Annotated in this window: 20 protein-coding genes and 6 tRNA genes; 16 read left to right on the forward strand and 10 right to left on the reverse strand. The window is 73.1% G+C overall.

Annotation, left to right across the window (positions count from 1 at the left end):
- The first annotated feature begins 95 nt into the window (after positions 1-95).
- Positions 96-989 carry a Gfo/Idh/MocA family protein gene (locus ACGFI8_RS14480; RefSeq protein ID WP_392804381.1) on the forward strand — a complete coding sequence of 298 codons (894 nt, stop codon included), beginning with the start codon at positions 96-98 and terminating at the stop codon, positions 987-989.
- 63 nt (positions 990-1,052) lie between these two features.
- Here the strand turns inward: ACGFI8_RS14480 and ACGFI8_RS14485 are convergent, their stop codons facing one another.
- Complete coding sequence (locus ACGFI8_RS14485; RefSeq protein ID WP_392804383.1) at positions 1,053-4,937, reverse strand: SCO7613 C-terminal domain-containing membrane protein; 3,885 nt, start codon at positions 4,935-4,937, stop codon at positions 1,053-1,055.
- Between the two features lie 146 nt (positions 4,938-5,083).
- Between ACGFI8_RS14485 and ACGFI8_RS14490 the strand changes: the two genes are divergently transcribed.
- Positions 5,084-5,347 (forward strand): hypothetical protein, encoded by a 264-nt coding sequence (locus ACGFI8_RS14490; protein WP_392804385.1) that lies wholly within the window; start codon positions 5,084-5,086, stop codon positions 5,345-5,347.
- Between the two features lie 4 nt (positions 5,348-5,351).
- Here ACGFI8_RS14490 and ACGFI8_RS14495 read toward each other — a convergent pair whose 3' ends face one another.
- From ACGFI8_RS14495 to ACGFI8_RS14515, 5 genes are all read right to left on the reverse strand, one after another.
- Complete coding sequence (locus ACGFI8_RS14495) at positions 5,352-5,984, reverse strand: response regulator (RefSeq protein WP_392805365.1); 633 nt, start codon at positions 5,982-5,984, stop codon at positions 5,352-5,354.
- Positions 5,985-6,139: 155 nt separating this feature from the next.
- Entirely contained in the window at positions 6,140-7,702 is a 1,563-nt protein-coding gene (locus ACGFI8_RS14500) for a DUF5931 domain-containing protein (RefSeq protein WP_392804387.1), read from the reverse strand.
- Between the two features lies 1 nt (position 7,703).
- On the reverse strand, positions 7,704-8,378 hold the full coding sequence (locus ACGFI8_RS14505; protein WP_392804389.1) for a uracil-DNA glycosylase: 675 nt from the start codon (positions 8,376-8,378) through the stop codon (positions 7,704-7,706).
- A gap of 158 nt (positions 8,379-8,536) precedes the next feature.
- Entirely contained in the window at positions 8,537-9,166 is a 630-nt protein-coding gene (locus tag ACGFI8_RS14510) for a class F sortase (RefSeq protein ID WP_392804391.1), read from the reverse strand.
- Positions 9,163-9,609 (reverse strand): hypothetical protein, encoded by a 447-nt coding sequence (locus ACGFI8_RS14515; protein WP_392804393.1) that lies wholly within the window; start codon positions 9,607-9,609, stop codon positions 9,163-9,165. The genes ACGFI8_RS14510 and ACGFI8_RS14515 overlap by 4 nt, the downstream gene beginning before the upstream one ends.
- Before the next feature lie 252 nt (positions 9,610-9,861).
- Here ACGFI8_RS14515 and ACGFI8_RS14520 point away from each other — a divergent pair, with 252 nt between their 5' ends.
- Both ACGFI8_RS14520 and ACGFI8_RS14525 read left to right on the forward strand, forming a co-directional pair.
- The gene (locus ACGFI8_RS14520; protein ID WP_392804395.1) at positions 9,862-11,145 is read left to right on the forward strand and encodes a citrate synthase; all 1,284 of its coding nucleotides are present in this window, start codon (positions 9,862-9,864) and stop codon (positions 11,143-11,145) included.
- Between the two features lie 123 nt (positions 11,146-11,268).
- Positions 11,269-11,928, forward strand: a complete 660-nt coding sequence (locus ACGFI8_RS14525; RefSeq protein WP_392804397.1) for a hypothetical protein — start codon at positions 11,269-11,271, stop codon at positions 11,926-11,928.
- Positions 11,929-12,214: 286 nt separating this feature from the next.
- Here ACGFI8_RS14525 and ACGFI8_RS14530 read toward each other — a convergent pair whose 3' ends face one another.
- On the reverse strand, positions 12,215-12,604 hold the full coding sequence (locus tag ACGFI8_RS14530; RefSeq protein ID WP_392804398.1) for an STAS domain-containing protein: 390 nt from the start codon (positions 12,602-12,604) through the stop codon (positions 12,215-12,217).
- Positions 12,605-12,639: 35 nt separating this feature from the next.
- Positions 12,640-13,605: a sodium:calcium antiporter gene (locus ACGFI8_RS14535; RefSeq protein ID WP_392804400.1), complete on the reverse strand. Its 966-nt coding sequence runs from the start codon at positions 13,603-13,605 to the stop codon at positions 12,640-12,642.
- Positions 13,606-14,264: 659 nt separating this feature from the next.
- Between ACGFI8_RS14535 and ACGFI8_RS14540 the strand changes: the two genes are divergently transcribed.
- The 10 genes from ACGFI8_RS14540 to ACGFI8_RS14585 all read left to right on the forward strand — a co-directional run bounded on the left by ACGFI8_RS14540 (position 14,265) and on the right by ACGFI8_RS14585 (position 16,637).
- The gene (locus ACGFI8_RS14540) at positions 14,265-14,510 is read left to right on the forward strand and encodes a hypothetical protein (protein ID WP_392804402.1); all 246 of its coding nucleotides are present in this window, start codon (positions 14,265-14,267) and stop codon (positions 14,508-14,510) included.
- An 82-nt stretch (positions 14,511-14,592) separates the two neighbouring features.
- A complete protein-coding gene (locus ACGFI8_RS14545) occupies positions 14,593-15,213 on the forward strand; it encodes a hypothetical protein (RefSeq protein WP_392804404.1) in 621 nt (206 codons plus the stop codon).
- Positions 15,214-15,301: 88 nt separating this feature from the next.
- Positions 15,302-15,427 (forward strand): hypothetical protein, encoded by a 126-nt coding sequence (locus tag ACGFI8_RS14550; RefSeq protein ID WP_392804405.1) that lies wholly within the window; start codon positions 15,302-15,304, stop codon positions 15,425-15,427.
- A 160-nt stretch (positions 15,428-15,587) separates the two neighbouring features.
- Positions 15,588-15,660: transfer RNA gene (locus ACGFI8_RS14555), tRNA-Leu, on the forward strand.
- Between the two features lie 63 nt (positions 15,661-15,723).
- The gene (locus tag ACGFI8_RS14560; protein WP_392804407.1) at positions 15,724-16,167 is read left to right on the forward strand and encodes an HNH endonuclease; all 444 of its coding nucleotides are present in this window, start codon (positions 15,724-15,726) and stop codon (positions 16,165-16,167) included.
- A gap of 53 nt (positions 16,168-16,220) precedes the next feature.
- Positions 16,221-16,293 (forward strand) — tRNA-Ala (locus ACGFI8_RS14565).
- A gap of 12 nt (positions 16,294-16,305) precedes the next feature.
- Positions 16,306-16,378: transfer RNA gene (locus ACGFI8_RS14570), tRNA-Leu, on the forward strand.
- A 5-nt stretch (positions 16,379-16,383) separates the two neighbouring features.
- Positions 16,384-16,469, forward strand: a tRNA-Ser gene (locus tag ACGFI8_RS14575).
- A gap of 1 nt (position 16,470) precedes the next feature.
- Positions 16,471-16,543: transfer RNA gene (locus tag ACGFI8_RS14580), tRNA-Arg, on the forward strand.
- Positions 16,544-16,551: 8 nt separating this feature from the next.
- Positions 16,552-16,637: transfer RNA gene (locus ACGFI8_RS14585), tRNA-Ser, on the forward strand.
- Between the two features lie 186 nt (positions 16,638-16,823).
- Here ACGFI8_RS14585 and ACGFI8_RS14590 read toward each other — a convergent pair.
- A complete protein-coding gene (locus tag ACGFI8_RS14590; protein ID WP_392804409.1) occupies positions 16,824-17,726 on the reverse strand; it encodes a glycosyltransferase family 2 protein in 903 nt (300 codons plus the stop codon).
- 147 nt (positions 17,727-17,873) lie between these two features.
- Here ACGFI8_RS14590 and ACGFI8_RS14595 point away from each other — a divergent pair, with 147 nt between their 5' ends.
- Positions 17,874-19,196 (forward strand): hypothetical protein, encoded by a 1,323-nt coding sequence (locus ACGFI8_RS14595; RefSeq protein WP_392804411.1) that lies wholly within the window; start codon positions 17,874-17,876, stop codon positions 19,194-19,196.
- Positions 19,197-19,225: 29 nt separating this feature from the next.
- Here ACGFI8_RS14595 and ACGFI8_RS14600 read toward each other — a convergent pair whose 3' ends face one another.
- Positions 19,226-22,366, reverse strand: a complete 3,141-nt coding sequence (locus ACGFI8_RS14600; RefSeq protein WP_392804413.1) for a DEAD/DEAH box helicase — start codon at positions 22,364-22,366, stop codon at positions 19,226-19,228.
- A gap of 128 nt (positions 22,367-22,494) precedes the next feature.
- Here ACGFI8_RS14600 and ACGFI8_RS14605 point away from each other — a divergent pair, with 128 nt between their 5' ends.
- Positions 22,495-25,641: a penicillin acylase family protein gene (locus ACGFI8_RS14605; RefSeq protein ID WP_392804415.1), complete on the forward strand. Its 3,147-nt coding sequence runs from the start codon at positions 22,495-22,497 to the stop codon at positions 25,639-25,641.
- Positions 25,642-25,700: the final 59 nt, after the last annotated feature.

The following is a 25,700-nucleotide window of genomic DNA, read 5'->3' on the forward strand; positions in this document are numbered from 1 at the left end:
GAGGGCGAGGCCCGGGACGATCCGTCCGGCCGGGCCGCCGGAGATCGCCGCGGGTTGGTGATCGGCGGCGCTGCGGCGTGGGGAACAATGGTCCGATGCGATTCGGCGTTTTGGGCACGGGACACTGGGCGGCGGTCACGCAGGCGGCCGCGCTCTCGACACACCCCTCGGCGACGCTCGCCGGCGTCTGGGGCCGCAGCCCGGACAAGACGGCCGACCTGGCGTCGCGCTACGGGGTGCCCGCCTACGACGACGTCGATGCGCTGTTCCGCGACGTCGACGCCGTCGCGATCGCGCTGCCGCCGGACGTGCAGGCGCCGCTCGCCGTGCGTGCCGCCGAGGCCGGCAAGCACCTGCTGCTCGACAAGCCGCTCGCCCTCGACCCGGCCGCGGCCGACCGGGTCGTCGCTGCCGCCGCGGAGGCCGGGGTCGCCTCCGTCGTGTTCTTCACCAACCGGTTCGTGCCGTCGGTCGACGCGTTCCTGCGCGACAACGCGGCCGTCGGCGGCTGGTACGCGGCCCACGGCACGATGTACGCCTCGATCTTCCAGCCCGGGAACCCCTACGCCGGGTCGGTCTGGCGCAAGCAGCACGGCGGCCTGTGGGACCTCGGCCCGCACGCGCTGTCCGTGGTACTGCCGCTGCTCGGCCCGGTGCTCGACCTCTCCGCCGCCGAGGGTCCGCGCGACACGGTCCACCTGCTGCTGCGCCACGAGGGCGGGGCGGCGAGCACGCTCTCCCTCACCCTCGACGCCGCGCCGGACGCCACCAGTTTCGGCTTCTCGTACTTCGGCGAGCACGGCGCCACGACCCTGCCCGAGTGGGACATCACCCCGGTCGAGGCGTTCGGCGCCGCGGTGTCGGCCCTGCTCGACTCGGCCACGACCGGCGCGCCGCACGCGTGCGACGCCGCCTTCGGCGCGCAGGTGGTCCACATCCTCGCCGCCGCGGAGAAGGCGCGGAGCACGTCGACGATCGTCGCGGTCTGAACGCGGGGGTGTCCATGATCACGGAGTGAACGCGCTGCTCCACTCCGTGATCATGCAGCCGTGTCAGCGCATCCGGCCCAGCGTGGCGCGGAGGCGGGCCAGGTCGCGCAGGCGGCGCTCGTACGTCACCGCGAACCCGACCAGCAGCGCACCACCGATCGCGAGCGGTGCCCACCGGGGCAGGTAGTCCCAGTGCACCCGGATCTCGTGGCCGACCAGCACCACGAGCACGGCCCCGCCGACCGCGATCGGCGCCTTCAGCCGCAGCCGCGCCCCGGCCAGCACCACGCCGATCGCGGCCACCCCGAGCAGCAGCCGCCGCCCCGGATCGCCCGGCGTGACGAGCACCAGGGCCAGGCTGGGCGCAAACCCGGCGAGCAGCCCCGGCCCGAACGCCGACCAGCTGGTCAGCGCCGGATTGCGCCGCGCGGCGAACCACCCGGCGGCCACCGCGACCGCCCCCACCGGCACCGTGTACGCCTCGGCCAGGGACACGTCCCCGGCGACGAGCACCAGCTCGTACGCGAGCAGCTCGCCCACGATCGCCGCCGCCGTGTAGGCGGTCCGCGCCCCGCCGGCGAGCGCCCGCAGCCCGAGCGCCACACCCCAGAGCCCGGCGACCCCCGCCGCCGCGCCCGCGTCGCCGGTCGTGAGCAGGGCCGCCACCAGGGCCGCGGCGTGCGCGACGGCGTCGAGCAGGCGCCCCTCGAGCCCCGCCTTCCCCGCGCCACGCCCACCGGCAGACCCGGCCGGCACCGGTCGGCCCCGCAGCAGCCGGCCGGCGGCGAGGGCGATCGCGGCGGCGAGCAGCACCCAGTACGCCGACGCGCGCAGCGGCAGGTCCGCGGCCCGCGCGGCGGCGAACGCCAGCCACGCGCCGCTCACCCCGGCGACCGGCCAGGCCAGGACGCGGGCGGCGGCGGTGCGCCCGAGGAGGCCGGCGAGCACCGCGGCCGCGACGATCGCGCCGAGGGCGGACAGCGTCGCCGCCGGCGTGGCCAGGCAGCCGGCCAGGCCGGGCACGATGCCGGACCAGCACGTCACGGCGCCGAACGCGGCGCCCGGCGAGGGGCGGCGCAGCGCCGCGGCGAGCGCGGTGGCCAGGCCCGCGGCGAGGGTGACCGCCGGCACCACGGGCCACGGTGCCCCGGCCGCCACGCACGCCAGGACCAGGCCGAGGGCGGCCGGCGGCGCCGCGAGGTTCCAGGCCGCCGCGCCGACCCGCCGGGCGACCGGCACCGCCAGCACGGCCAGGACCGCGAGGGTGGCGGCCGCCGCGGCCGGACCGAAGGCGGGCGGGGTGTCGGCCCACCATTCGGTACCACGGGGGCCAAGCCCCACGCCCGCCGGCGCGCCCCGCCAGACGGCGCCGAGCCAGGCCAGCGGCCGCAGCAGCGCCTCGGCGACCGCGGGGACCAGCGAGACCACCGCCAGCACCACCGGCACCGCCGCGGGCGCCGCGTGACCGAGCCGCACCGCCGAGCAGGCGTCACCGGTGGGCGGCGTCTGGGCATCGCCGGTGGCCGGCGCTGCCGTTGCGGGCGGGGTTTCCCCGGCGGGCAGTGGCGCCCCGGCGGCGGGCGGTTCGGCGGCGTTGCCGGCGGGCGGCGGCGTCCGGGCCTCCTCACCGGCGGGTGGCGTCCAGGCCGCGTCACCGGTGGCCGGCGGTGTCGTTGCGGGCAGGGTTTCGCCGGCCGGCAGGGGCGCCCGGGCGGCGGGAGGCTCCGCGGCGTCGTCGGTGGCCGGGGCCGTCACCGGCGGGCGGAAGCCGCGGGCGGCGAGCCAGGTGCCGGCGAGTGCGGCGGCCGCGTACGTGCCGAACCACGTCGTGCCGCCGTTGCCCGCCGACAGCAGCGTCGCGGCGACCGTCACGCCGGCGCCGGCCGTGGCGGTGGCGATCGTGCCGGCGACGCGGGCGCGGTTGCCCAGCAGCAAGGTCGCGGCGGTCAGGGCCGCCAGGCCGGCCGTGGCGCCGACGAGGGCGGGCGGGAGGGGGCCCGATTCCGCGGTACCGAGGCGGAGGAGGCGGAATGCGGCGGCAGCCGTGACGGGCAGGCAGAGCAGGGCCACGGCGGCGGCCGGGAGGCTCAGGCGGCGATCGGCCGAACGGACGGCGACCACTGTGGACAGTCCACCGAGGACGGCGTACACCAGCAGGGTCGCGAGCGGGGTGGCGAGGCCGGCGAGCGCCAGATGTGCGGCCACGAACGGGATCGCCGCGGCGGCCCCCCGGGCGGACGTGAGCGCGATCGTGACCAGCGCCACCAGTACCGCCGCATCCACAATAGACACCAGGGCGGTGGTGGGGGACGGGAGCGCCGCAGGGGCGGCGAAGGCGACCAGCACGGCGGCCGTCACCGGCACCGCGCGGTGGCGCAGCAGCAGCCAGAGCGCGGCGGCGAGCAGGACCAGCGCGACCGGCTCCTGCCAGCCGAACAGGCGCTGCGACAGCAGGCCGCCGAGCGGCGCCTCCTGCGGGCGCCACGCCGGCAGCGCACGGGCGGCGGTCTGGACGGCGGCGAGGGCGGCGAAGTACGCGTATGGCGCGGCGAACCCGCCGGCCACCACCAGGGCGCCCACCCGGACGCCGCGGCGGACCCGTTGCGGCATGACGATCGCGGCCGTGGCGACGAGCAGCGCGAGCGCGGCGAACGCGGCGTAGCGCTGGTGCGGGAACACCTCCGCGGCCAGCCGCGCTCCGGCCACCGCGACGATGCCGGCCGCGACCCCGGCGCCCGCCTGCGCGGTACGCTCGTGCGACAGCCCGGCCACGACGACCAGCGCGGCGAGCAGCACCATGACCCCCGCGGCGCGCGCGGCCGCGGGCACACCGTCCACAGTGGCCAGCGCGTGCAGCGCGGGCGGCAGCGCCGACAGGACCGCGAGGCCCGCCGGGATCCAGGCGACCTGCTCCACGGTACGGCCCAGCAGCACGCCGATCGCCGCCACGCACACGAACACCAGCGTCCAGCCGACCGCTCCGAAACCGCGGTGCAGCGCCAGCAGCGGCAGCACGGGCTGGAGCGCCGCGACGGCGGCCAGGCGCGGCGCGCGCAGGCGGGTGAGGGCCGCGTAGCCGCCGGCGACCGCCGCGCTGAACGCGAAGGTCAGCCCCGCGTACGTGGCCGGGCTCGTGGTCTGCGCGAGGCCGGCGAGGTCGACGTACCGGGCGGCGTACCCGTCGAGGAGCACCAGCAGCACCCCGAGCGCGGCGAACGTCTCCGCCGTGGCCCGCAGCCGCCGGGCGAGCGCGACCGGCGGCACGGCGAGCGTGAGGAGTGTGACGACGGCGAGAATGGCGGCGCGGCCGAGGACGCCGAAGCTGGCCCAGGCGACGGCGGCGAAGACGATGGCGGCGCTGCCGAGGAGCATGCCGCCGAGGATGAACAGGATGTTCTGGACGGTGCGCGGGCCGGCCTCGGGCCGCTGCCCGAGGATTGTTGCCGCAGCCCCCACCGCCCCGGCCGGACTCCCAACAGCCGCCGGCGTCGGCGCGGCGCCGGTCGCGGCCGCGTTTGCCTGCGCGGCGCGGGTCCCTGCCGCCTGCGCGGTGCCGGTCCCTGCCGCCTGCGCGGCGCGGGTTCCCGCCGGCTGCGCGGTGCCGGTCCCTGCCGTCCCTGGTGTGGGCGCGGCTCCGGTGCCTTCAACCGGAAATTTCATGACATCAGGCGCTATGCCCGGAATTTGCGGTTTCGTCGGGCCCGCGGCGGCGACGGCGGCCTTCACCCGGGCGGCGAGCATGTTGCGCTGTGACTGGACGGCGTTGAACCGCTGCACCGCGGCGCCGTAGCGGGTGCGGGCCGCCTCGACCTCGGCGTACAGCTCGATGGTGCGTCCGTTGAGTCGCACGACCTCGGCGGCGTCGGGATAGGGCGGCCGGCCGCAGCCGCTACAGCCGGCGTCGAGCCCGGCGGGCGCGCCGCAGAACGGACAGGGGTAGCTCACCATGCCGCACAGCATGAGGCCCGGCGGCGACGGGGCGAATCGGGTGTGCTACTCAACCGCGCCTGAGTACCTGCCACTTTTCTGTGCCGCCGCGATACCGGCATGCTGACGTGATGCGATTACTCACCGAGGCTGAGTACAGGGCGACGATGGAACCCGAACCGATACGCATCGGTCCGGAGGACGAGCCGCCGTTCGACTTCTGGCCGTATTTCGACGAGATCCCGGAGGCGGACCTCGGCGGCCACGACTTCTCGCAGGGCAGCATCACCTACGCCTGGCACATGCCACACGGCAACCTGCAACACGTCCTGGTCAACTGCGAACGGCCGAACGTCTTCCTGGTGCTCGTGCTCGACCTGAACACCGCGACCGTGCTCGGCCACTACCTGCTGGACATCTACGGCGTGTAGCCGGTCACTCGTCGAGCCCGCGCTCGATCGCGTATCGCACCAGGTCGACCCGGCTGTGCAACTGCAACTTGCCGAGCGTGTTCTGCACGTGGTTCTGCACCGTCCGGTGGGACAGCACCAGCCGCTCGGCGATCTCCTTGTACGTCACGCCCTTCGCCACCAGCCGCAGCACCTCGGTCTCACGCTCGGTCAGCCGCGGCGCGTCGGGGTCCTCGGCCCTCGTGACGCTCGCCAGCCGCCGGAACTCGCCGAGCACGAGCCCCGCCAGCCCCGGCGTGAACACCGGATCCCCCTCCGCGGTCCGCCGCACGGCCGCGAGGAACTCCGCCCGGGCCGCGGACTTCACCAGATAGCCCGTCGCCCCCGCCTTGACGGCGTCGAGCACGTCCTGCGGCTCGCCGCTGGCGGACAGCATGAGGATGCGCGCGTCCGGGCAAGAGATCAGAATGCCCTGGATGACCTCGACCCCGGACCGGTCCGGCAGCTGCAGGTCGAGCACCACGACATCGGGCCGGACCGACCCGGCGATCCGCACCGCCTGGGCCCCCTCCCCGACGGCCGCGACCACTTCATACCCACCCTCGGCGAGGTCACGGGCAACTCCCTCGCGCCACATGGGATGGTCGTCGACCACCATCACCCGCAGCTTCGCCCCGACGTCCACGCAAGCACCATAGACGCCCCCGCGCCCGGATCCCCGCTCCCGGCACCGTGATCCCGGCAATGCACCAGCCCACGACCGGGGCGACGGTTGCGAATGTGCAGCGGCCGATGTGCGGCGACGGTGTGGGCTCAGCGGGGGATCTGCAGTTCGACCTCTGTGCCGGCGGTCGGGCTAGATGTGACAGTGACCGTGCCGCCCAGGTCGCGGATGCGGCCGCGGATCGACTGGGCGACGCCGAGGCGGCCGGCGCGCTGCGCCTCCGCCAGGCGGCCGTCCGGGATGCCCGGGCCGTTGTCGCGCACCGTGACCGCGACGGCGTCGTCCAACTCCTCCACCAGCAGCCAGGCCTTGGCCTCCGGGCCGGCGTGGCGGGCGACGTTGTCCAGCGCCGCGGCGACGGCGGCGACGATCTCGGCGGCGACCGGCGCCAGGAGCAGCACCGGGGTCGCGGGCGAGGCGATCGTGACCGCGGGCGAGGCGTGCGGGTCGAGCAGCGTGCGCAGGTCGACGAGGTCCGGCGGCGGGGGAGCGGGAGCCGCGCGGGAGCCGGCGCGCCGGCCGCCCCGGCGGAAGCCGGCCCGCCAGCCCGGACGGACCCCGGGACGGCCGGCGCCTCCGGCCAGGGCCGGACCCGAGACCGGCGAACCGGGCGCCGGGCGGCCGGTGAATCCCGCCGGATCGAAGGGTCCGGCGGCGCCTGCGGCTCCGGCCGCCTCAGCGGACGCGGGGGCGCCCGGGGTCCCGGCGGGGTCAGTAGGCGCCGGGGTGCCGGTAGGCCCCAGGTCGGGGGCGGTGGAGTCGGGCGCGGGGGCAGGGGACGCCAAGGGAGCGGGGGACGGCGCGAGGGCGGGGGACGCCGATGGGGATGGGGACGCCGCGCGGGAAGGGGACGCGATAGAAGAGGAGGACGCGGCGGGAGAGGGGGATGGGTTGGGGGTCGGTGGGCGTGGGGGTGGGGGTGGGGGTGCTGACGTGACCAGGGCGCGGAGTACGGCCTCCTGTTCGCCGGCCAGGCGGCCCAGGTCGGCGGCCTCGCCGCCCAGTTCGGCGCCGCGGCGCTGGACCAGGGCCAGGACCTGCAGGACTGAGTCGTGGATGCCGCGGGCCAGGCGTTCGCGTTCGCGGGTGGCGGCCTCCAGCTCGATCGCCCGCTGCATGCGGGACTCGGCGTCGATGGCCAGGCGGGCGATGTGGCCCACGCCGATGCCGGCCAGGATCATCAGGACCGGGCCGTTGGCGGTGGCCTGGCTCAGGCCGTCGCGCACGACCACGTCGCCCGCGCTGAGCAGGATCGCGGCGATCGCGCCGCGGCGGCGGCCGCCCGAGATGGCCCAGGCCACCACCGGGCACGCGACCCAGGCCATCGGCAGGGTGGGGGCGCCGACGACCAGGCCGCCGGGGTCGACGATCCAGCGGGAGGCGAGCAGGCAGCCGGCCGCGACCGCGAGGTCGGCGGTGAGCAGCGGCCAGCCGCGGCGCTCGGGGCGCGCGTAGGCGAGGCTGCTCACCGCCGTCCAGACGACCATCACGCCGACGATCAGCCAACCGCCCGCGGGCCACGCGTAGTGGCGGAAGTTGTTGATCATCAGGGCGGCGGCGTAGCCGAGCGCGGCGATGCGGAAGACCAGCAGCGCCCGCCACAGCGGGCCCTCCAGGCCCGGCACCGTGTCCCGCTCGCCCCCGCGGACCATGTCAGACCCAGTGCACAGGGGGCAGGCCGACCTCGTCGAGCGCCGCGTTGATCTTGCTGAACGGGCGGGAGCCCAGGAAGCCGGCCGGGTTCATCGGGCTGGGGTGGCCGGCCTCGATGACCCGGTGCTGCGGGTTGGTGACCAGCACGGCCTTCTTCCGCGCATACCCGCCCCAGAGCACGAACACGACCCGCCGCTCGAAGGTGTTGAGGGCGTGGATCGCGGCGTCGGTGAAGTGCTCCCAGCCGCGGCCGGCGTGCGAGGCGGCCTTGCCGGCGCGCACCGTGAGCACCGCGTTGAGCAGCAGCACGCCGTCGGCCGCCCACGGCGTGAGGTCGCCGTTGGCGGGCGGGGCGACGCCGAGGTCGTCGCGCATCTCCTTGTAGACGTTGCGCAGCGACGGCGGCACGGACACGCCGGGGCGCACGGAGAAGCTCAGCCCGTGGGCCTGACCCTCCTTGAAATAGGGGTCCTGGCCCAGGACGAGCACCCGGGCCTGGTCCGGCGGGCACAGCCGGAACGCGGTGAAGAGGTCGGGAAGCGGCGGATACACGGGGCCGGCCGCATACTCGCCCTCCACGAACGTCTGCAGGCGTTGCACCACCTCGAGGTCGAGGTGCGGCTTCATCACGTCACGCCAGCCGGCGGGGAGGAGCTCCAGCAGATCCAACGACATGCACGGCACTTTACGAGCCGGGTACGACATTCTTGGTACCGGGTGAAAAGAGTATTTATCCGGATAAAATGGGACCATGGCGCAGCGCAACGTCTCCCCGCGCCGCATCCGCGCGGTGACGCTGCCGGAGCCGGTCAGCCCGGTCAACTCGGCAACGGTCAGCCAGCCGAGAGCAGCGAGGCGGTGACGACGGTGTTGCCGAGGTACGTGCCGCGGTGCCGGTCGAACGTGCCCCCGCAGGTCACCAGCTCCAGGCGGGCGTCGGGGACCGGTCCGTACACCTGCCCGGCCGGAAAGGCCGTCTTGTCGAACAGCTGCACCGCGTCGACCCGGAACGTCGCCGACGACCCGTCCTCCCGGGCCACCGTCACCGCGTCGCCGGGCTTGAGCCGGCCCAGCTCGTAGAAGACCGCCGGGCCGGTGGCGGCGGTGTCGACGTGCCCGACGAGCACCGAGTTCCCGCGCTCGCCGGGGCTCGGCCCCCTGCTGTACCAACCGACGGTCTTCGGCTCTTTCAGCGACGGCGGCTGGAGCATGCCGTCGGCGTTCACGTCGACGCGCTGCACGGGCGCGTCGACCCCGATCGTGCCGATGGACACCCGGACCGGCGGCGACGATCGGGTCAGGTAGGTCCCCGACCCACCGGGGAAGCCGGACCCGGCCGGGACGATCGGCGGCGAGGAGCCCAGCGACGTACCGATCATCCACACCCCGGCGACGACCAGCGCGATGATGAACAGCGCGGGCAGCCCGCGCCACCGGCCGTCCGGCCGGACGAGAAACCTCAAGCCGGCCGGCGCCGCAGCACCAACGCGCCCGCGGCGCCGATGACCAGCAGCCCACCGCCGGCGGCCATGAGCATGTGGTTGGGCTCCCGGGCCGTGGCGCCGTCGCCGGTGGGTACCCCGCCCGACGGCGAGACCACCACCTGCACGACCGTCGACGTACCGTCCCCGCAGTCGATGCTGACGTTGAATGTCCCCTGCTGCGTGTTGCTCGGGATGCTGACCGTCACGGAGAAGGCGCCCGAGGACTTCCCCGGCTCCATCGGGATGCGCTCCGACAGCCCCAGCGCCGAGCCGGCCACGTCGGCCGAGCGAACCTCTTCGGCGCAGACGACGCTGAACGTGACCTGGCTGCCCGGCGTGACCGTGTTCGGTGTGACCGCGCCGCTCGGGCTGGCCGAAGGGGCGAGCACGACGGCGCCGAGCGCAGCGAGGAGAGTCTGCATGCCGTACATCTCATCGGAAATCCGGGTGAAAGCCGCACACCCTTCCAAGGCGACCACCCCACGGCGGCCTTATCCGGGTGCGACGATGGGAGTTCGGGTGTCACGAGTTGGAAATGTCGCAGTGACGCGCCCCGCCTCCCCGTCGGGCGCGTTCATCTGAAATCCTGCCCGAAGGGCGCCATAAGCGCCGGTCGCGGGCGATGGCGGCCGCGGCCACGAGCCGGACTGCGGGACGAGACGGGAACGACGCGCATGAGTGAGTACAACATCACATACCCGGACGGTGAGCTCGAGCTCAAGGTACGCAAGGCGACAGAGGGACCGTCCGGGCTGGAGATCGGTTCGCTGCTCAACAAGACCGGCCAGGTCACGCTCGACACCGGCTTCGTGAACACGGCTTCATGCGTCTCGTCGATCACCTACATCGACGGCGACGAGGGGATTCTGCGCTACCGCGGCTACCCGATCGAGCAGCTCGCCGAGGGCTCGACCTTCCTCGAGACCTCCTACCTGCTCATCCACGGCGAGCTGCCCAGCCCGACGCAGCTCGAGCAGTTCACCACCCGCATCCAGAACCACACGCTCCTGCACGAGGAGATGCGCCGGTTCTTCGACGGCTTCCCGCGCGACGCGCACCCGATGGCGGTGCTCTCCTCCGCGGTCAGCGCGCTGTCGACGTTCTACCAGGACAGCCTCAACCCGTTCGACGCGGAGCAGGTGGAGATCTCCACCATCCGGCTCCTGGCGAAGGTGCCTACCATCGCGTCGTACGCGTACAAGAAGGCCATCGGCCAGCCCATGCTGTACCCGGACAACTCCCTGGGCTACGTCGAGAACTTCCTGCGCATGACCTTCGGCGTGCCCGCCACGCCCTACGAGATCGACCCCGTCGCGGTCAAGGTCCTCGACATGCTCCTGCTGCTGCACGCCGACCACGAGCAGAACTGTTCGACCTCCACGGTCCGCCTCGTCGGCTCCAGCCACGCCAACCTCTTCGCGTCGGTGTCGGCCGGCGTCAACGCGCTCTTCGGCCCGCTGCACGGCGGCGCCAACCAGGCCGTGCTCGAGATGCTGCAGCAGATCCAGGCCGACGGCGGCGACGTCAACTCGTTCGTTCGCAAGGTCAAGAACAAGGAGGACGGCGTCCGGCTCATGGGCTTCGGGCACCGGGTCTACAAGAATTACGACCCGCGCGCGGCGCTGGTCAAGAAGGCCGCCCAGGAGGTCCTGGGCCGCATGTCGCAGCCCGACCCGCTGCTCGACCTGGCGATGCAGCTCGAGGAGATCGCGCTCGCGGACGAGTTCTTCGTTTCCCGCAAGCTGTACCCCAACGTCGACTTCTACACGGGCCTGATCTACAAGGCCATGGGCTTCCCGACCACCATGTTCACGGTCCTGTTCGCGCTCGGCCGGCTGCCCGGCTGGATCGCCCAGTGGCGCGAGATGATCAGCGATCCGGACACCAAGATCGGTCGTCCCCGGCAGGTCTACACCGGCTACGGCGTCCGGGATTACACCCCGATTGCTGCCCGGTAAAGACCCGCTGCGCCGAGCGGTTCTTGCTCGTTTGTCTACTTGACGGAGATCGACCCCAGCTGTCTCATACATGAGTCTGTCTGGGGTCGTTGTCCGTTTTCGACTGGGAGCATTCGGAGCAGCATGAGCGCGCCAACGTTGTCGCCGCTACTGACCGCGGCAGTGCAGGACCGCACGTCGGGAGCCACCGGCGTGGCCCGGCAGGTGCTCGACGGCCTGGCCGAGTTCGTGCACGACCCCGCGACCCTGCGCGCGATGGTGGCGCCGCTGCCGGGGCTCCTGCCCGGGTATGCCTCGATGTGGCACATCGCCCGAGCGGCCAACGGCGCCGACCCGGGCCCCGCCCTGCGCGCGATCCGCGAGCAGCTCGACCACGACGTCGAGCGCTCGGTGTCGATGGCCACGCGCGTGCTGCGGCAGCGCGGCGGCTGGGTGCGTACCGCCCCGAGCAGTGCCCTGGTGAAGGCCACGGTCGCTGGCCTGCCCGCCGGCACCGTGGACGCTCCCGGCACCGAGGGCCTGGAGCCGGTCACCGGCCTGGCCGGTGCCGACGCGATCAGCCCCACCCGGGTCCTCAACATCAAGGGCACCCTGGCCCTGGCCGCCGGCATCCCGACGATCGTCGTCACGACGTCGCTGAAGCTCGTGCCGGAGGACGTGTTCGAGGGCCTCGGCTCACCCCTGTTCGAGCGCATCCCGCTCGAGGCCTTCTGGGCCGTGGTCCTCGACGGCGAACTGCTGACCCCGGCCGAGGCCGGTCGCCGCGCCGCCCAGCTGAGCTGACCCGTCACCCGGGCGTACAACCGTAAATCTTCTTTCGAGATGGTGCCGGCCGGAAACCCTGGCAGGGCAACGGCTTGTGCGATCGTGTGCGGTCGTGTGCTCCACATTGGACAGATCCACACGGTCGGGAAGACGGCACGAATTGGGGGGTGTGCAGTGGCTCCCCGGGGGAGTACATTTCCTCCAACCCAAGGACGGCCGGGGCCGCCGCTTCCCCCGTGGCGGCGGCCCCGGTCCTTGGTTGCCCCCGTCGCCGACGTCAAGGTCGTCCGGACGCGGGCAACGCTCAGGACTTCTGGGGACGACCCAAGTCCGCGGGCGCGCCCGACACCGGTGCGTCCTCGGGCATGTCCGGCAGCCCGAACAGCTCCGTCAGCCCGGTGATCTGCAACAGCCGGTGCACGAACGGCGAAGGGCTGCTCACCTCCATCGCGCCGCCCACCTCGTGCGCCTTGTTGTTGACGGCGACGAGCGTCCCGATGCCGATGGAGTCCATGAACGGCACCCGGCGCAGGTCGACGGTCAGCACCCGCGGACGGTACGTCTCCACGGCGTCCAGCACCACGGAACGGAGCGCTCCCACGGTCGCCGCCTCCAGCGGCCCCAGCACTTCCACCACGATCGTGCCGCCCGGAACGTCGCCGGAGCGGTGTGTCCGGACCATCGCGTCGCCCATTCGGCCCGCGTACCCAACCCGCGGACCGGGAAACGTCACGGACTGGCCGAGATCAACAACGGCAGCATGAGCGCATACGCGCACAGCAGCACGCACGCCTCCGGGCGGGTGATTCGGCTGCCCCGCTTGAGCAGCAGCCACGCGAGCACCCCGGCGCCGACCATCGCGCTGACCGCGGCGAAGCCGAACGGCGCGATGGTGTCCCTACCGGCGGCGAGCCCCACCACCGCCCCGCCGATGAGACTGTTGAACAGGTTGCTGCCTAGTAGGTTGCCCACCATCAGGTCGCCCTCGCCGCGCCGCTGCGCCTGCACCGACGTCATGAGCTCCGGCAGCGACGTGCCCCCGGCGACCAGGGTGAAGCCGATGATCGTGTCGCTGACGCCCCACTGGTGCGCCAGCGTCGAGGCGTTGTCGACGACCAGCTGTGCCCCGCCGAGCGTCGCGGCCAGCCCGAACACGGTCCGGATCACCTCCACCCACCAGCGGCCGGGCCGGGGCGGCGGCTCGACGAACGCGGCGACGTCGTCCGGCAGGGGATCATCCGGCGGTACCCGGGACAGCCGCACCAGCAGCACCAGCGCCCCGATGCTCAGCACGGCCAGCAGTACCCCGGCCACGAACTTGAGCCCGACCAGGGCGAACGCCCCGAACACGGCGACCCCGGCGACCATCAGGGGCGCCTCGCGAACCGGCACCGAGGAGCGCACGAGCACCGGCGACACGACCGCGACCGCACCCAGGATCAGCGTGAGGTTGAGGATGTTCGAACCGACGAGGTTGCCCAGCGCCAGTCCCGCATTGCCCTGCAGCGCGGCGGTCCCCGAGACGACGAACTCGGGCGCGCTCGTGCCCAGCCCGATGACCACGACGCCGACGATCACCGGCGCCACGCGCAGCACCGTGGCGAGCCGCCCGGCGCCCACCACGAGCTGGTCGGCGCCGACGGTCAGCAGCACCAGGCCGGCGATGCCGAGCCCGGCCACGAGCAGGATCGACATCCGCCTCCTCCCAGTGATCGCCTGGCACGACACCATACCGGCCCCGCCCATGTGCGGTCCGCCCCGTGGCGCGGTCCGCGGCCCGGGCAGCGCGCACCGTCACCGCGCGGTGGCGCAGCAGAGTGGGTGGAAAGATCAACGAGCGTCACGGTCGGAAATCCGAAACCGGTTCCGCCGGATTGACCCCTCTCACCGCTGGCGGAAATCCGCGGAGGGCTCTACAGTTTTCATCGAGACCGGCGTCTTCCCCCGTGGATGCCGGTCTCACCATTTTTGGGGGCCGTTTCTGGGGCGCCGCACCGCTCCGAGCCGGCGCGGGCGTCGCCCGGACGGGGCTGCCTCCACAGTGGACGCCACGGCAGATCGGCCCCGGCGGAGGGAGCGATCGAGTGCGATGTCCACGTTGCGGCGTCGAGGGCGTCGACGCCGCCGGCTACTGCGTCAACTGCCGGCTCCATCGCGGCCCGACCGCCCAGGCGCCCCAGTTCCAGCCATTGCCCCAGCCTCAGATGCCCCAGCCTCAGATGCCCCAGCCTCAGATGCCGCACCCGCAGGCCCCGCAACCCCAGGTCCCGCAATCCCAGGGGCCGCCGCGCCCGCAGGCTCCGCCGCCGCAGTCGCCGCAGTCGCAGGTTCCGCAGCCGCAGCCGGTACCGCCGATGCCGACGGGCCAGTCCCACGCGATGCCGCCCACCGGTCAGTTCCCGGCCGGCATGGGACAGCCGCCCATGGCGCCCGCGGCCCGCAACCCGCTGCTGAGCGAACACGGACAAATCGTGCGAGCCCTCGCCGCCGGGGCGCACGAGTATGTGATCAAACCGTTCACAGCGGAAGCTATCGTCGACAAGTTGACGTACCTGGGACCGGTCCCGCTCGCCGGCGCGGAGCCCGCCGTGCGCGCCTGATCTGGGATCTTGACCTGAAACGCAATGTTCTCGGTCCGATAGGCGACGGAAGAACCCCAGACGCCGAACTACCGTGCGACACATGACGATCGACTTCCCGCACGGCTGGTGGGGTACGGACCTGGGCGCCGCCCGGGCGAGCATGGGTACCTACGAGCTCTACCCCACCGAGAGCCTGCCGGTAGTGGACGAGTCACGCTTCGACGGCTCCTTCTCCTGGCTGGTCCCCGACGCCCCGCACGACCCGCTACGGGCGATGGAGGTCGCGGCCCTCGCCGAGCACGTCGCGCTGCCGGCCCCGTTCAAGCGGTTCATGGGCAGTCAGGTGCTGATGGACGCCATCCCGTCGTGCACCGGCTGCGACTTCGACCTTGCCCCGCGCCCGGTCCCCAGCCCGGTGGAGCCCGGCGCCCAGCTCGTGCGCTTCCTGCGCGACCAGCAGGACGCCGTCATCTGGTACCTCTACCTGCGCCCCGGCGGCCAGCCGTTCGTGATCGCCTCACCGTGGCTGCTGGAGATCATCGGCCTGGAGGACGTCGACCGCGACACGCTGGTCGCCAACATGGTTCGTGCCTCCGACGGATTCGAGCAGTTCATCCACCGCTTCTGGCTGGAGAACTCGCTGTGGTTCAGCGTCAACGAGGGCGACGAGCCGACCGACGAGATGAATCTCTACCTCGCGCATTACACGGCCGCTATTTAATCCCTTGCACCACCTGCGCGGCGCACCTATCTTTGAATACGTCAAGGCGAGAACGAAGACAAGATCGGCGATGGGAAGGGATCGGACGATGAACGGGCACCGCGAGCTACGACTGGACGCGCCGGGCGCGCGCCGTCGCGCCGTGCTGTCCGCCGGCGCCCGGTCCTGGCTGCTCGGCAGCCTGTCGGAGTCCTCGGGTAGGTGGCGAGGCTAGGGGTTTCCCAGCCACACCAGCCGCCCGGGCCCCGTCTGGGCGGCTTTTTCGTGTCCCTGAATCACATTTCCGGCGGTTGTGGGTTCGATTTCCTGCCGCTCGTGCATTTCCATGCCCAGTGCATTGAACGAGTTCGTTGAAAAATGCATATCCGTACCACGCCGTGGTAGCCCAAAGGCAGAGGCGCCCCCCTCAAAAAGGGGTCAGTGCGGGTTCGACTCCCGCTCGCGGCACGCAAGATCGTTTGGTTCCGTATGTCGGTTTCACCGTATGTGCAGATGAAGGGAGGAGGCCCGGTGACCGCGGTTCTCGTACTCAACGCCGACCTCGGACCCCTGCACCGGGTCACTCTCCGCCACGCCATCCGCATGATCCTGCGCGAGGTGGCCGTCATCCATGAGGCGGAGCCGGACCGGTCGATCGGGGTCTACCCGCTCCCGCGGGTCGTGCGGCTCGTGTCCTACGTCGTCACCCGCTGGCGCTTCACCGGCGGGCCGGCCTGGTCCCGCGCCGGCGTCCACGCCCGCGACGGCCGCCGCTGCGGCTACTGCGGGGCCGAGGCCACGACCATCGATCACATCCTGCCCCGCTCGCGCGGCGGCCGGAACACCTGGAAGAACACCGTTGCGGCCTGCACCGGCTGCAACCAGCGCAAGGGTGACCGCACCCCCGCCGAAGCGGGCATGGTGCTGCGCGTCAAGCCGTCGGTTCCGACGTGGGGCGCGCTCGTCCAGCGCTGAGACAGGACCCCGGCGGCCGGCTCCTTCGCTACCGCCCGCCGCCGGGGCCCAACGGGCTCGTAGCTCATCTGGTAGAGCGCCGCTCTTGCAAAGCGGAGGCGGCCGGTTCAAGTCCGGCCGGGTCCACGCCTGTCCCAAGCCCGGGTAGCCCAACGGAAGAGGCGTCTGATTCAGGGTCAGAAGGTTGGAGGTTCGAATCCTCTCCCGGGTACGCATGGAAAGTTGGCCGAGAGGTAAGGCTGCGGCTTGCTAAGCCGTCGACGGGGGACGACCCCGCGGGGGTTCGATCCCCTCACTTTCCGCGCCCTTGTAGCTCAGTGGAGAGAGCGCCTGGCTACGAACCAGGAGGCCGGAGGTTCGAATCCTTCCAGGGGCACGGTCAATGGGAAGGCCAGCCGATTGGTGCCGGCACCCGTCTCGAAAACGGCGTTGGGTTCACGCCCGTGTGGGTTCGACTCCCACCCTTCCCGCTCTCCCCGCACTCTGCCCCACAGCCCCCGGCACCGTTGCGCCAGGCGGCCCAGGCTCGCCTCCGCCACCAGCCGGTCCGCGCCGCTCGGCGTCATCTCCTGCCACGTCGGCAGCATCGTCGCGCCCCCTTCGCCGATCCTTCGTCGTCACAGCTACGACGAACGACGGGGGCGGATCCGGACGTGCTACCGCGGGCGGGGGTTGCCGAACGCGTACCGGGTCAGCACCCGCACGCTCCCGGTGCTGCGCTGCCGCGCGGCCGCCGGCAGCATCGTGAGCGCGTGGATGCGCGAGGACAGGTGCCAGCGCGCGGCCCGCCCGGCGCGCGGCCAGCCATGGGCGTCCATGCGCGCCGCGGCGGCGAGGAAGAACTCGCGGGCCTCGCTGAACCGGTTGCCCGTCACCGCCGAGGACGCCGACAGGCTCTCGCCGTGCCGCCGGTACTGGAACACGACGTCGTCGTCGGCGACGAGCGTGCCGCCGCGGGTCACCAGCTGCAGAATGAGCTTGAGATCCTGGATCACCTTGAGGTCCGGGTCGAAGCCCACCGCCTTGATTTCCTCGGTACGCCACACCAGCGACGGGAAATACAGCCAGTTGCCCCGCAGGAGGCTCACCGCGAGCTCCTCGCCGGCCATGGTGACCGTCCCGGCGAACCGCGGCGCGTACACCCGCCGCTTCGTCGTGTCCGCCAGCGTCCGCACCACGGCCCCGTCGGCCCCGATGACCTCGACTCCCGGCTGCACCAGCACCGCCTCGGGGTGCGCGTCGATGAGGGCGTGCACACGCTCGACGTACCGGGGCAGCATCACGTCGTCGCAGCCCATGATGATCATGAACGGCGCCGTGGCGAGGTCGACACCCTGCTGGAAGTTGCCGGTGACCCCGAGATTGCGGGGATTGCGCAGGTACCGCACGCGCGGGTGCCCGAGCGCCGCGAAGTACTCGGGAATGCCGGTGTCCCGCTCGACGGGGTTGTCGTCCATCACCGTCAGCTGCCACCGCTCGTCGGTCTGCGCCGCGATGCTCTCGACGGCGATCTTGAGGAGGGTCAGCTCGCCGTAGTGCGGCAGCATGATGTCGAGCACCGTGCGATCCTAACGACCCGCGCGCACCGGCGATCCGCCCACCGCGACGCCGGCCCCGTTTTCGACGCATCACGGAGTACCCGATGCGAGCGGCGCGCGAAAGCTACCATTGCGGGTCGGCGCGTACCGGACGGAACGGAGCACATCGTGAACGCGTGGGAGCAGGTCGAGGCGCTGCGGTTCCCGGGGCGGGAGTTCGACCCGTCGACCGGGGTGGCGCGCTTCCACTACGCGCTCGGTGACCTCGTGCTCACGGAGACCGTCGACTTCGGGTCGCCCGCCGCCGGGCATCCCGCGCTCGATCGGGTGCTCGACCTGCTGTATGTCGCCGCCTCCACCTCGTACTACAAGATCGCCGCGCCGAAGCGGGTCGAGCTCGGCGGGCTGGCCCTGGCCGAGGGGGCGCTGCCCTGGGCACGGGCGCTCTTCCACGACGGGCTGGGCGAGTTCGCCTACCGCAACAAGCTTGAGTACGTGCTGGACCTGCCGATCGAGGCGGAGCGCACCGCGGCGCCGCCGGAGCGGCCGCACACGCCGGACGGGCCGCCGCTGGCCGCGGTCGGCGGGGGCAAGGACTCGATCGTGACCATGGAGGCGCTGCAGCGGGCCGGGCTCGACCCGGTGCTGTTCGCGGTCAACCCCAACGCGATCATCCGCGGGGTGATGGCGGTGTCGCCGCAGCCGGTGCGCACCGTGCGCCGGCAGCTCGACCCGCGCATGCGCGAGCTCAACGAGGCCGGCGCATACAACGGGCACATCCCGGTCACCGCGATCAACTCGCTGGTCGCGGTCGCTGCGTCGCTGATGCACGGGCTCGGGCCGGTCGTCATGTCCAACGAGAGCTCCGCCTCGGTGCCGAACCTGAGCTGGCTCGGCCGGGACATCAACCACCAGTGGTCGAAGGGGCTGCCGGCCGAGGCGCACCTGCGCGCCGCGCTGCTGGCCCACGCCGGGCTGCAGGACGCGTACTTCTCGCTGCTGCGCGGCCTGTCCGAGCTGCACATCGCCGGGCTGTTCGCCAAGTTCACCGCGTACGACGAGGTCGTCACCAGCTGCAACGCCGCGTTCAAGCAGCGCGACGCGAGTGAGCGCTGGTGCGGGCACTGCCCGAAGTGCCGGTTCGTGTTCCTGGCCCTGGCGCCGTTCACCGGCCGGGAGCGGCTGGCGCACATCTTCGGCACCGACGTGTTCATGGATCTCACGCAGCTCGAGGGGTACCGCGAGCTGATGGGCCTGACCGCGCACAAGCCGTTCGAGTGCGTGGGTGAGATCGAGGAGTCCCTCGTCGCGCTGCGGCTGCTCACCGAGCACCCCGACTGGCGCGACACCCCGATCGTGAAGGCGCTCGTCGCCGAGGTGCCGGCGCTGCCCACCGACGCCGAGGTGGACGCCGCGTTCCGGGGCGACGGCCCCAACGTGGTCCCGCCGCGCTACCTCGACGCACTCAACGCCCTGGGACGACCCCGGTAGCCGAGACCTCTTCGTTGAGCGCGTCCGGGTCAGTCGGCCGCCGCGCCGGGGTCGAGGGTGAGCAGGGAGCGCAGCTCCGCGGTGGACAGCTCGGTCAGCCACTGCTCGCCGGTGCCGACGATCTTCGCGGCGAGCCCGCGCTTGTCCTTGATCAGGGCGGCGATCTTCTCCTCGACCGTGCCGGCCGTGACGAACTTGCGGACCTGCACCGCGCGGCGCTGGCCGATGCGGAACGCGCGGTCCGTCGCCTGGTCCTCCACGGCCGGGTTCCACCAGCGGTCGGCGTGGATGACGTGGTTGGCGGCGGTCAGGGTCAGGCCGGTGCCGCCCGCCTTGAGTGACAGCACGAACAGCGGCGGCGAGGATGGGGACGCCTCCTGGAAGCGGGCCACGAGCGCGTCGCGCGACGCCTTGGGCAGGCCGCCGTGCAGGAACGCGACCTCGCGGCCGAAGCGGGCGGAGAGCTCGGCGCGCAGCATGGCGCCGAACTCGGCGTACTGGGTGAAGACGAGCGCCCGCTCGCCGGCGGCGAGGATCTCCTCGGCGATCTCCTCCAGCCGGGCGAGCTTGCCGCTGCGGCCGGGCAGGCGGCTGCCGTCGCGCAGGGCCAGGGCCGGGTGGTTGCAGATCTGCTTGAGCCGGGTCATCGTCGCCAGCACCAGGCCGCGGCGCTCGATGCCCTCGCTGCTGTCGATGCGGGCCAGCATGTCGTCGACCACGGCCTGGTAGAGGCTGGCCTGCTCGCGGGTCAGGCTGCACACCACGTCCATCTCCAGCTTCTCCGGCAGGTCGGAGATGATGGCGCGGTCGGTCTTGAGGCGGCGCAGGACGAACGGCTGGGTGATGCGGCGCAGCCGGGCGGCGGCGTCGGCGTCGCCGAACCGCTCGATCGGCTCGGCGTAGCGCTCCTTGAACTTCGTCGCGCTGCCCAGCAGGCCCGGGTTGGCGAATTCCATGATGGACCACAGGTCGGCGAGGCGGTTCTCCACCGGCGTGCCGGTGACCGCGACGCGGTGCCGGGCGGGCAGCCGCCGCACGGCCGCGGCCTGTTTCGTCGCGGCGTTCTTGACCGCCTGCGCCTCGTCGAGCACGACGCGGTGCCACGGTACGGCCCGCAGCTGTTCCGCGTCGCGGGTGGCGACGGCGTAGGTGGTGACGACGAGGTCGAACGCGGCCGGGTCGAGCGCGCGGGCGCGGTCGGCGCCGTGGTGGACGTGCACCCGCAGCCGCGGCGCGAAGCGGGCCGCCTCGCGCTGCCAGTTGCCGACCAGCGACATCGGGCAGACCAGCAGCGTGGGGCCGGTGCTGAGCCCATGGTGACCGGCCCCTCCGCTCCGCTGCGGACCGGTCACGCCGGGCGCGTCCCCGGCGATGAGAGCGAGCAGCTGCACCGTCTTTCCGAGACCCATGTCGTCGGCGAGGATGCCGCCGAGGCCCGCGGCCTCCAGGAACCGCAGCCAGTTCAAACCCCGCAGCTGGTACGGCCTGAGACTGCCCTCGAACGCCGCGGGCACCCCGGCGTCGCCGACGCGCAGCTCCGCTTCCCCGCTGAGCAGGTCGCCGAGCCAGCCGTCGGCGGCGACCTCGACGACCGGCAGGCCGCCGGGCCCCTCGGCCGCGCCGCCGGCCAGGTGCAGCAGGTCGGCGACGGTCATCGACTCCTGCGCCCGGTGCCGCTCCAGGAACGACAGGCCCTCGGCGAGCCGGCGCGGGTCGAGCTCGACCCACTGGCCGCGCAGCCGCACCAGCGGGGCCTTGAGGTCGGTGAGGCGGCGCAGTTCGTCCTCGGTGAGCGGCTCGTCGCCGACGGCGAGTTCCCACCGGTAGTCCACGACGGCGTCCAGGCCCAGCCCGCTGTCGGTGGCGACGGCGCCGGGCGCGGCCGAGCCGGAGCCGCCGGCCCTGAGCCGGGCGCCGAGGCGCGCCGACGCCCGGCGCCACCAGCCGGGCAGCACTACGCCGAACCCGGCCGCGGCCAGCAGCGGCGCGGACTCGCTGAGCAGCCGGTGCGCGCCGTCGGTGTCCAGCGTCAGCGCGACCGGGCGGGCCTCGCGCAGCGCGTCCTCGAGCGCGGGGTACAGCCGGCTGGCCCGGCCGAGCTCGGCCAGCAGCGTCTCCTGGGGCGCCGGGATGTGCCGCTGCAGGGCCTTGAGCGCGCCGCGGGAGCGCCACACCCGGGCGGCGTCGACGACGAGGGTGGGCTCGTCGGCGGCCTGCAGCGCGAACTCGAGGGTCCACCGCGGATCGGCGGGCGGATCCTCGCCGTCGCCGGGCTCCGGCGGCTCGACGAGGCGGAAGCAGGCCCGCACCGCGCCGCCGACCGCGTCGGCCTCCCAGGTGGCCAGCTGTGAGCGCAGCCGCTCGAGCGCGGCGGGCGCGACGCCGGCGATGCGGCGGTCCCGGCCGGTGAGCGCGGCGAGCCAGGCGCCGGCGGCGTCGCCGGGGCGGTGCTCGGCGGCCCGCGGTCCGGCGTCGGCCGGCAGCGCCGCCCGCGCGGCGGCGTCGGCGAAGGCGTCGAGGACCTCGGCCAGCGCGGCGGCGCGGGTGGTGTCCGGGCCGGTGGCGAGCGCGGCCTGGGGCAGCGCGAGGGCCAGGGCGCGGGCGTAGGCGGCGTCGCGGCCGGTGAGCACCGGCAGCCAGCGGGCCTCGTCGCCGGCGGTGCCGGCCGCGCCGGCCGTGCCGGCCGGGCCGGCCAAGGCGGGCAGCATGCGGCCGCGGGCGACGAGCCCGGCGGCGAACGCGGCGACGCCGGCGAACCAGCGGGTGGAGTCGCCGAGCACGACGTCGTCGCCGGCGGCGGACGCGAGCCCGCGCAGCAGGCCGAGGGCGTCGTCGGGGTCGTACTCGACCGTCTCGACCGCCCACCGCCGCAGCGCGGGCCGGCCGCCTTTGACCGGCCGCTCGACCGACCCGTCGATCGGCCCCTCGAGCGGTCCCTGGACCGGCCCCTGGACCGGCATGGACGCGGCCGGCGAGGGCTCGGGCCGGCCGCCGCGGGTGGGCAGGGCCAGGGTTCGCACGGCGGTCGTGCCGGTGCCGCCGTCGAGGTCGAGCCCGGCGACCGCGAACGGATGCCGGCGGCCGGTGCGCGCGCGGTCGAACGGGATCGACGGGTCCTCCGCCCACAGGGCGACCCGGCCGCCGACCCAGAGCGCATGGACCACGAGCACCCCGGAAGCGTAGTGGAGCCCCTGCGTATCGACGGTGTGACACCTCTGTTCAGTGACGGGCGTCGTTGTTACCATCCGGTAATCCGAGTCATTTTCATATTGACTCGCAACCACGGAAGGGATCCGCCATGTCCCTGCCTCTCCTCAAGCGCGCCCTGGGGGCGTTACTGCTCGCCTCCGCGGTGCTCGTCGCCCCCGCGCTCGCCGCGCCCGCCCGGGCGGCCGTCCTGGCGCCCAACGACTACTGCCTCGAGCAGTGCGACGACATCCTGCCGCCGGGCCAGAACGGCAACGCCACGCTCGCCGACATCCTGGCCCACCAGGCGCTGGGCTTCCGGCCGGCGCACTCGGCCGACCAGCTCGGCCCGTACGCGAACCTCGTCGCGGCCTACACCGGCCTGACCGACGAGCAGATCTCCTCCTTCTACAACAGTGCCTCGTTCGGCGTACCGGCCGGTCAGGTGGCGCGCAGCTACAGCCCGCGCTCCGACGTGACGATCGTGCGGGACAAAGCGCTCGGCGTGCCGCACGTGACCGGCACGACGCGGGCCGGGACGATGTTCGGCGCCGGGTACGCCGGCGCGGAGGACCGGCTGTTCGTCATGGACCTGATGCGCCGGGTCGGCCGGGGGAAGCTGACCCCGTTCGCCGGCGGCGCGCCGGGCAACCGGGAGCTGGAGCAGAGCATCTGGCGAAGCGCCCCGTACACCGAGGCCGACCTGCAGGCGCAGGTCGCGGCGCTGCGGACCAAGGGTGCGCGCGGCGCGCAGCTCTACGACGACGTGCAGCAGTACGTCGCCGGCATCAACGCCTACATCGCCGCCTGCATGGCCGGGCGCAACTGCCCCGGCGAGTACGTGCTCACCGGCCACCTCGACGCGATCACCAACGCCGGTGGGCCGGAGCCGTTCCAGATGACCGACCTGATCGCGATCGCGGGCGTGGTCGGCGGCCTGTTCGGCGGCGGCGGGGGCGGCGAGGTCGAGTCCGCGCTGGTGCGGGTCACCGCCCGGGCCCGCTACGGCGCCGCCGAGGGCGACCGGCTCTGGGCCGCCTTCCGCGAGCAGAACGACGAGGAGGCGGTGCTGACCCTGCACAACGGGCAGTCCTTCCCGTACGGCGCGGCCGACCCCGACGCCCCCGGCGTCGCGCTGCCGGACCTGGGCAGCGTCGCCGCGCAACCCCTGGTGTTCAACCCGAGCGGCTCGGCGACGACGACCGCCGGCCTCGCGCCCGGCGCGGCGACGAAACGCGGCATGTCCAACGCGGTGGTGATCGACGCCGCGCATTCGGCGACGGGGCACCCGATCGCCGTGTTCGGGCCGCAGACCGGGTACTTCTCGCCGCAGCTGCTCATGCTGCAGGAGCTGCAGGGACCCGGGGTCAGCGCGCACGGCGTCGCGTTCGCCGGGCTCAACCTCTACGTGCTGCTCGGCCGCGGGCAGGACTACGCCTGGAGCGCCACCTCGGCGGAGCAGGACATCACCGACACGTACGCGGTGCCGCTGTGCAACACCGACGGCTCCGCGGCCACGACGCAGTCCTCGGCGTACCTCTTCCACGGCGTGTGCACGCCCATGGAGGCGCTGGTGCAGTCCAACGCCTGGACGCCGACCGTCGCGGACTCCACGCCCGCCGGGTCCTACCAGCTCATCACGTACCGCACGAAGTACGGCCTGGTCGCCTGGCGCGGGACGGTCGGCGGGCAGCCGGTCGCGTTCACCCAGCTGCGCTCGACGTACCGGCACGAGGCCGACTCCGCGATCGGCTTCCAGGCGTTCAACGACCCGGCCGCAATGGGCACGCCGGCCCAGTTCATCGCCTCGGCCTCCGACGTCGGGTACGCCTTCAACTGGTTCTACGTCAACGCCACGGACACCGCGTACTTCAACTCCGGCAGCGATCCGGTGCGCAAGCCGGGCGCGAACCCGAACCTGCCGACGAAGGCGGACGCCGCATATGAATGGTCCGGATGGAATGCGGATACGAATACGGCCGACTACATTCCGGTGACCCAGCATCCGCAGTCGACCGAGCAGGATTATTTCGTCTCTTGGAATAACAAGCAAAGTAAGGACTTCGGCGCGGCGGACGGAAACTTCAGTTTCGGCGCCGTGCATCGCGCGGATCTGCTCGACAAGCGGGTCAAATCCGCGCTCGGCGCGGGCAAGGTCGATCGGGCCGGGGTCGTGCGGCTGGTCGAGGACGCCGCCGTCACCGACCTGCGGGCCGAGAACCTGCTGCCGGAGCTGCTGCGCATCCTCGATCCGTCCGGTACGAGCACCGACCCCAACGTCGCCGCGCTGCGGGCCTGGCAGGCGGCCGGCGCGAGGCGGGTCGAGACCTCGCCCGGATCGCACGTCTACCAGCACGCGGCCGCGATCCGCACCTTCGACGCCTGGTGGCCGAAGCTGATCGAGGGGGCGTTCCGGGCCGGGCTCGGCGACGACGTCTACGCCGCGCTGACCAGGGCGCTGCAGATCGACGAGTCGCCCTCCGGGGCCACCGGGCCGACCAGCGCCGGCTCGCTGAACCAGACCCAGACCCACAAGGGGTCCTCGTTCCAGTACGGCTGGTGGGGCTACCTCCACAAGGACCTCCGCTCGGTCCTCGGCGACCCGGTGCGCAGCGGCCTGGGCCGCACCTACTGCGGCGGCGGCTCCCTGACGGCATGCCGGCAGGTGCTGGTCACGACCCTCGCGGCGGCGACCGCGGAGCCCGCGACCACCACGTACCCGGGCGACAAGTACTGCTCGGCCGGCGACCAGTGGTGCGCGGACACGATCGTCCAGTCGCCGCTGGGCGGGATCACGCACGACAAGATCTCCTGGCAGAACCGGCCGACGTACCAGCAGGTCGTGTCGTTCCCGGCCAGGCGCGGCGACGACCTGACGAACCTGGCGCAGAGCCGGGCGGTCACCGCCAGCAGCACCCAGCTGGGCTACAGCGCCGGCGCGGCGGTCGACGGCAACCCGACCACGCGGTGGGGCAGCGGGTGGAGCGACAACCAGTGGATCACCGTGGACCTCGGCTCGGCACGCACGGTGGCCCGGGTCATCCTGCGCTGGGAGGCCGCCTACGGGTCGCGGTACCGCATCGAGGTCTCTGCCAACGGCAGCAGCTGGAGCGCCGCGGCCGTGGTCGACGCCGGCAACGGCGGCACCGACAACGTCACGTTCGAGCCGGTCAGCGCCCGGTACGTGCGCATGGCCGGGGTGGCCCGCGCCACCGGCTACGGCTATTCGTTGTGGGAGATGGAGGTGTACTCCAGATAGCTCAGCGGCTCACAGCACCGCGCGGTGGCGGCCGACCGGCAGCTCGTCGGCCCGGACCT

Source organism: Dactylosporangium sp. NPDC048998, from assembly GCF_043197855.1.
In the GTDB taxonomy this organism is placed as follows: domain Bacteria; phylum Actinomycetota; class Actinomycetes; order Mycobacteriales; family Micromonosporaceae; genus Dactylosporangium.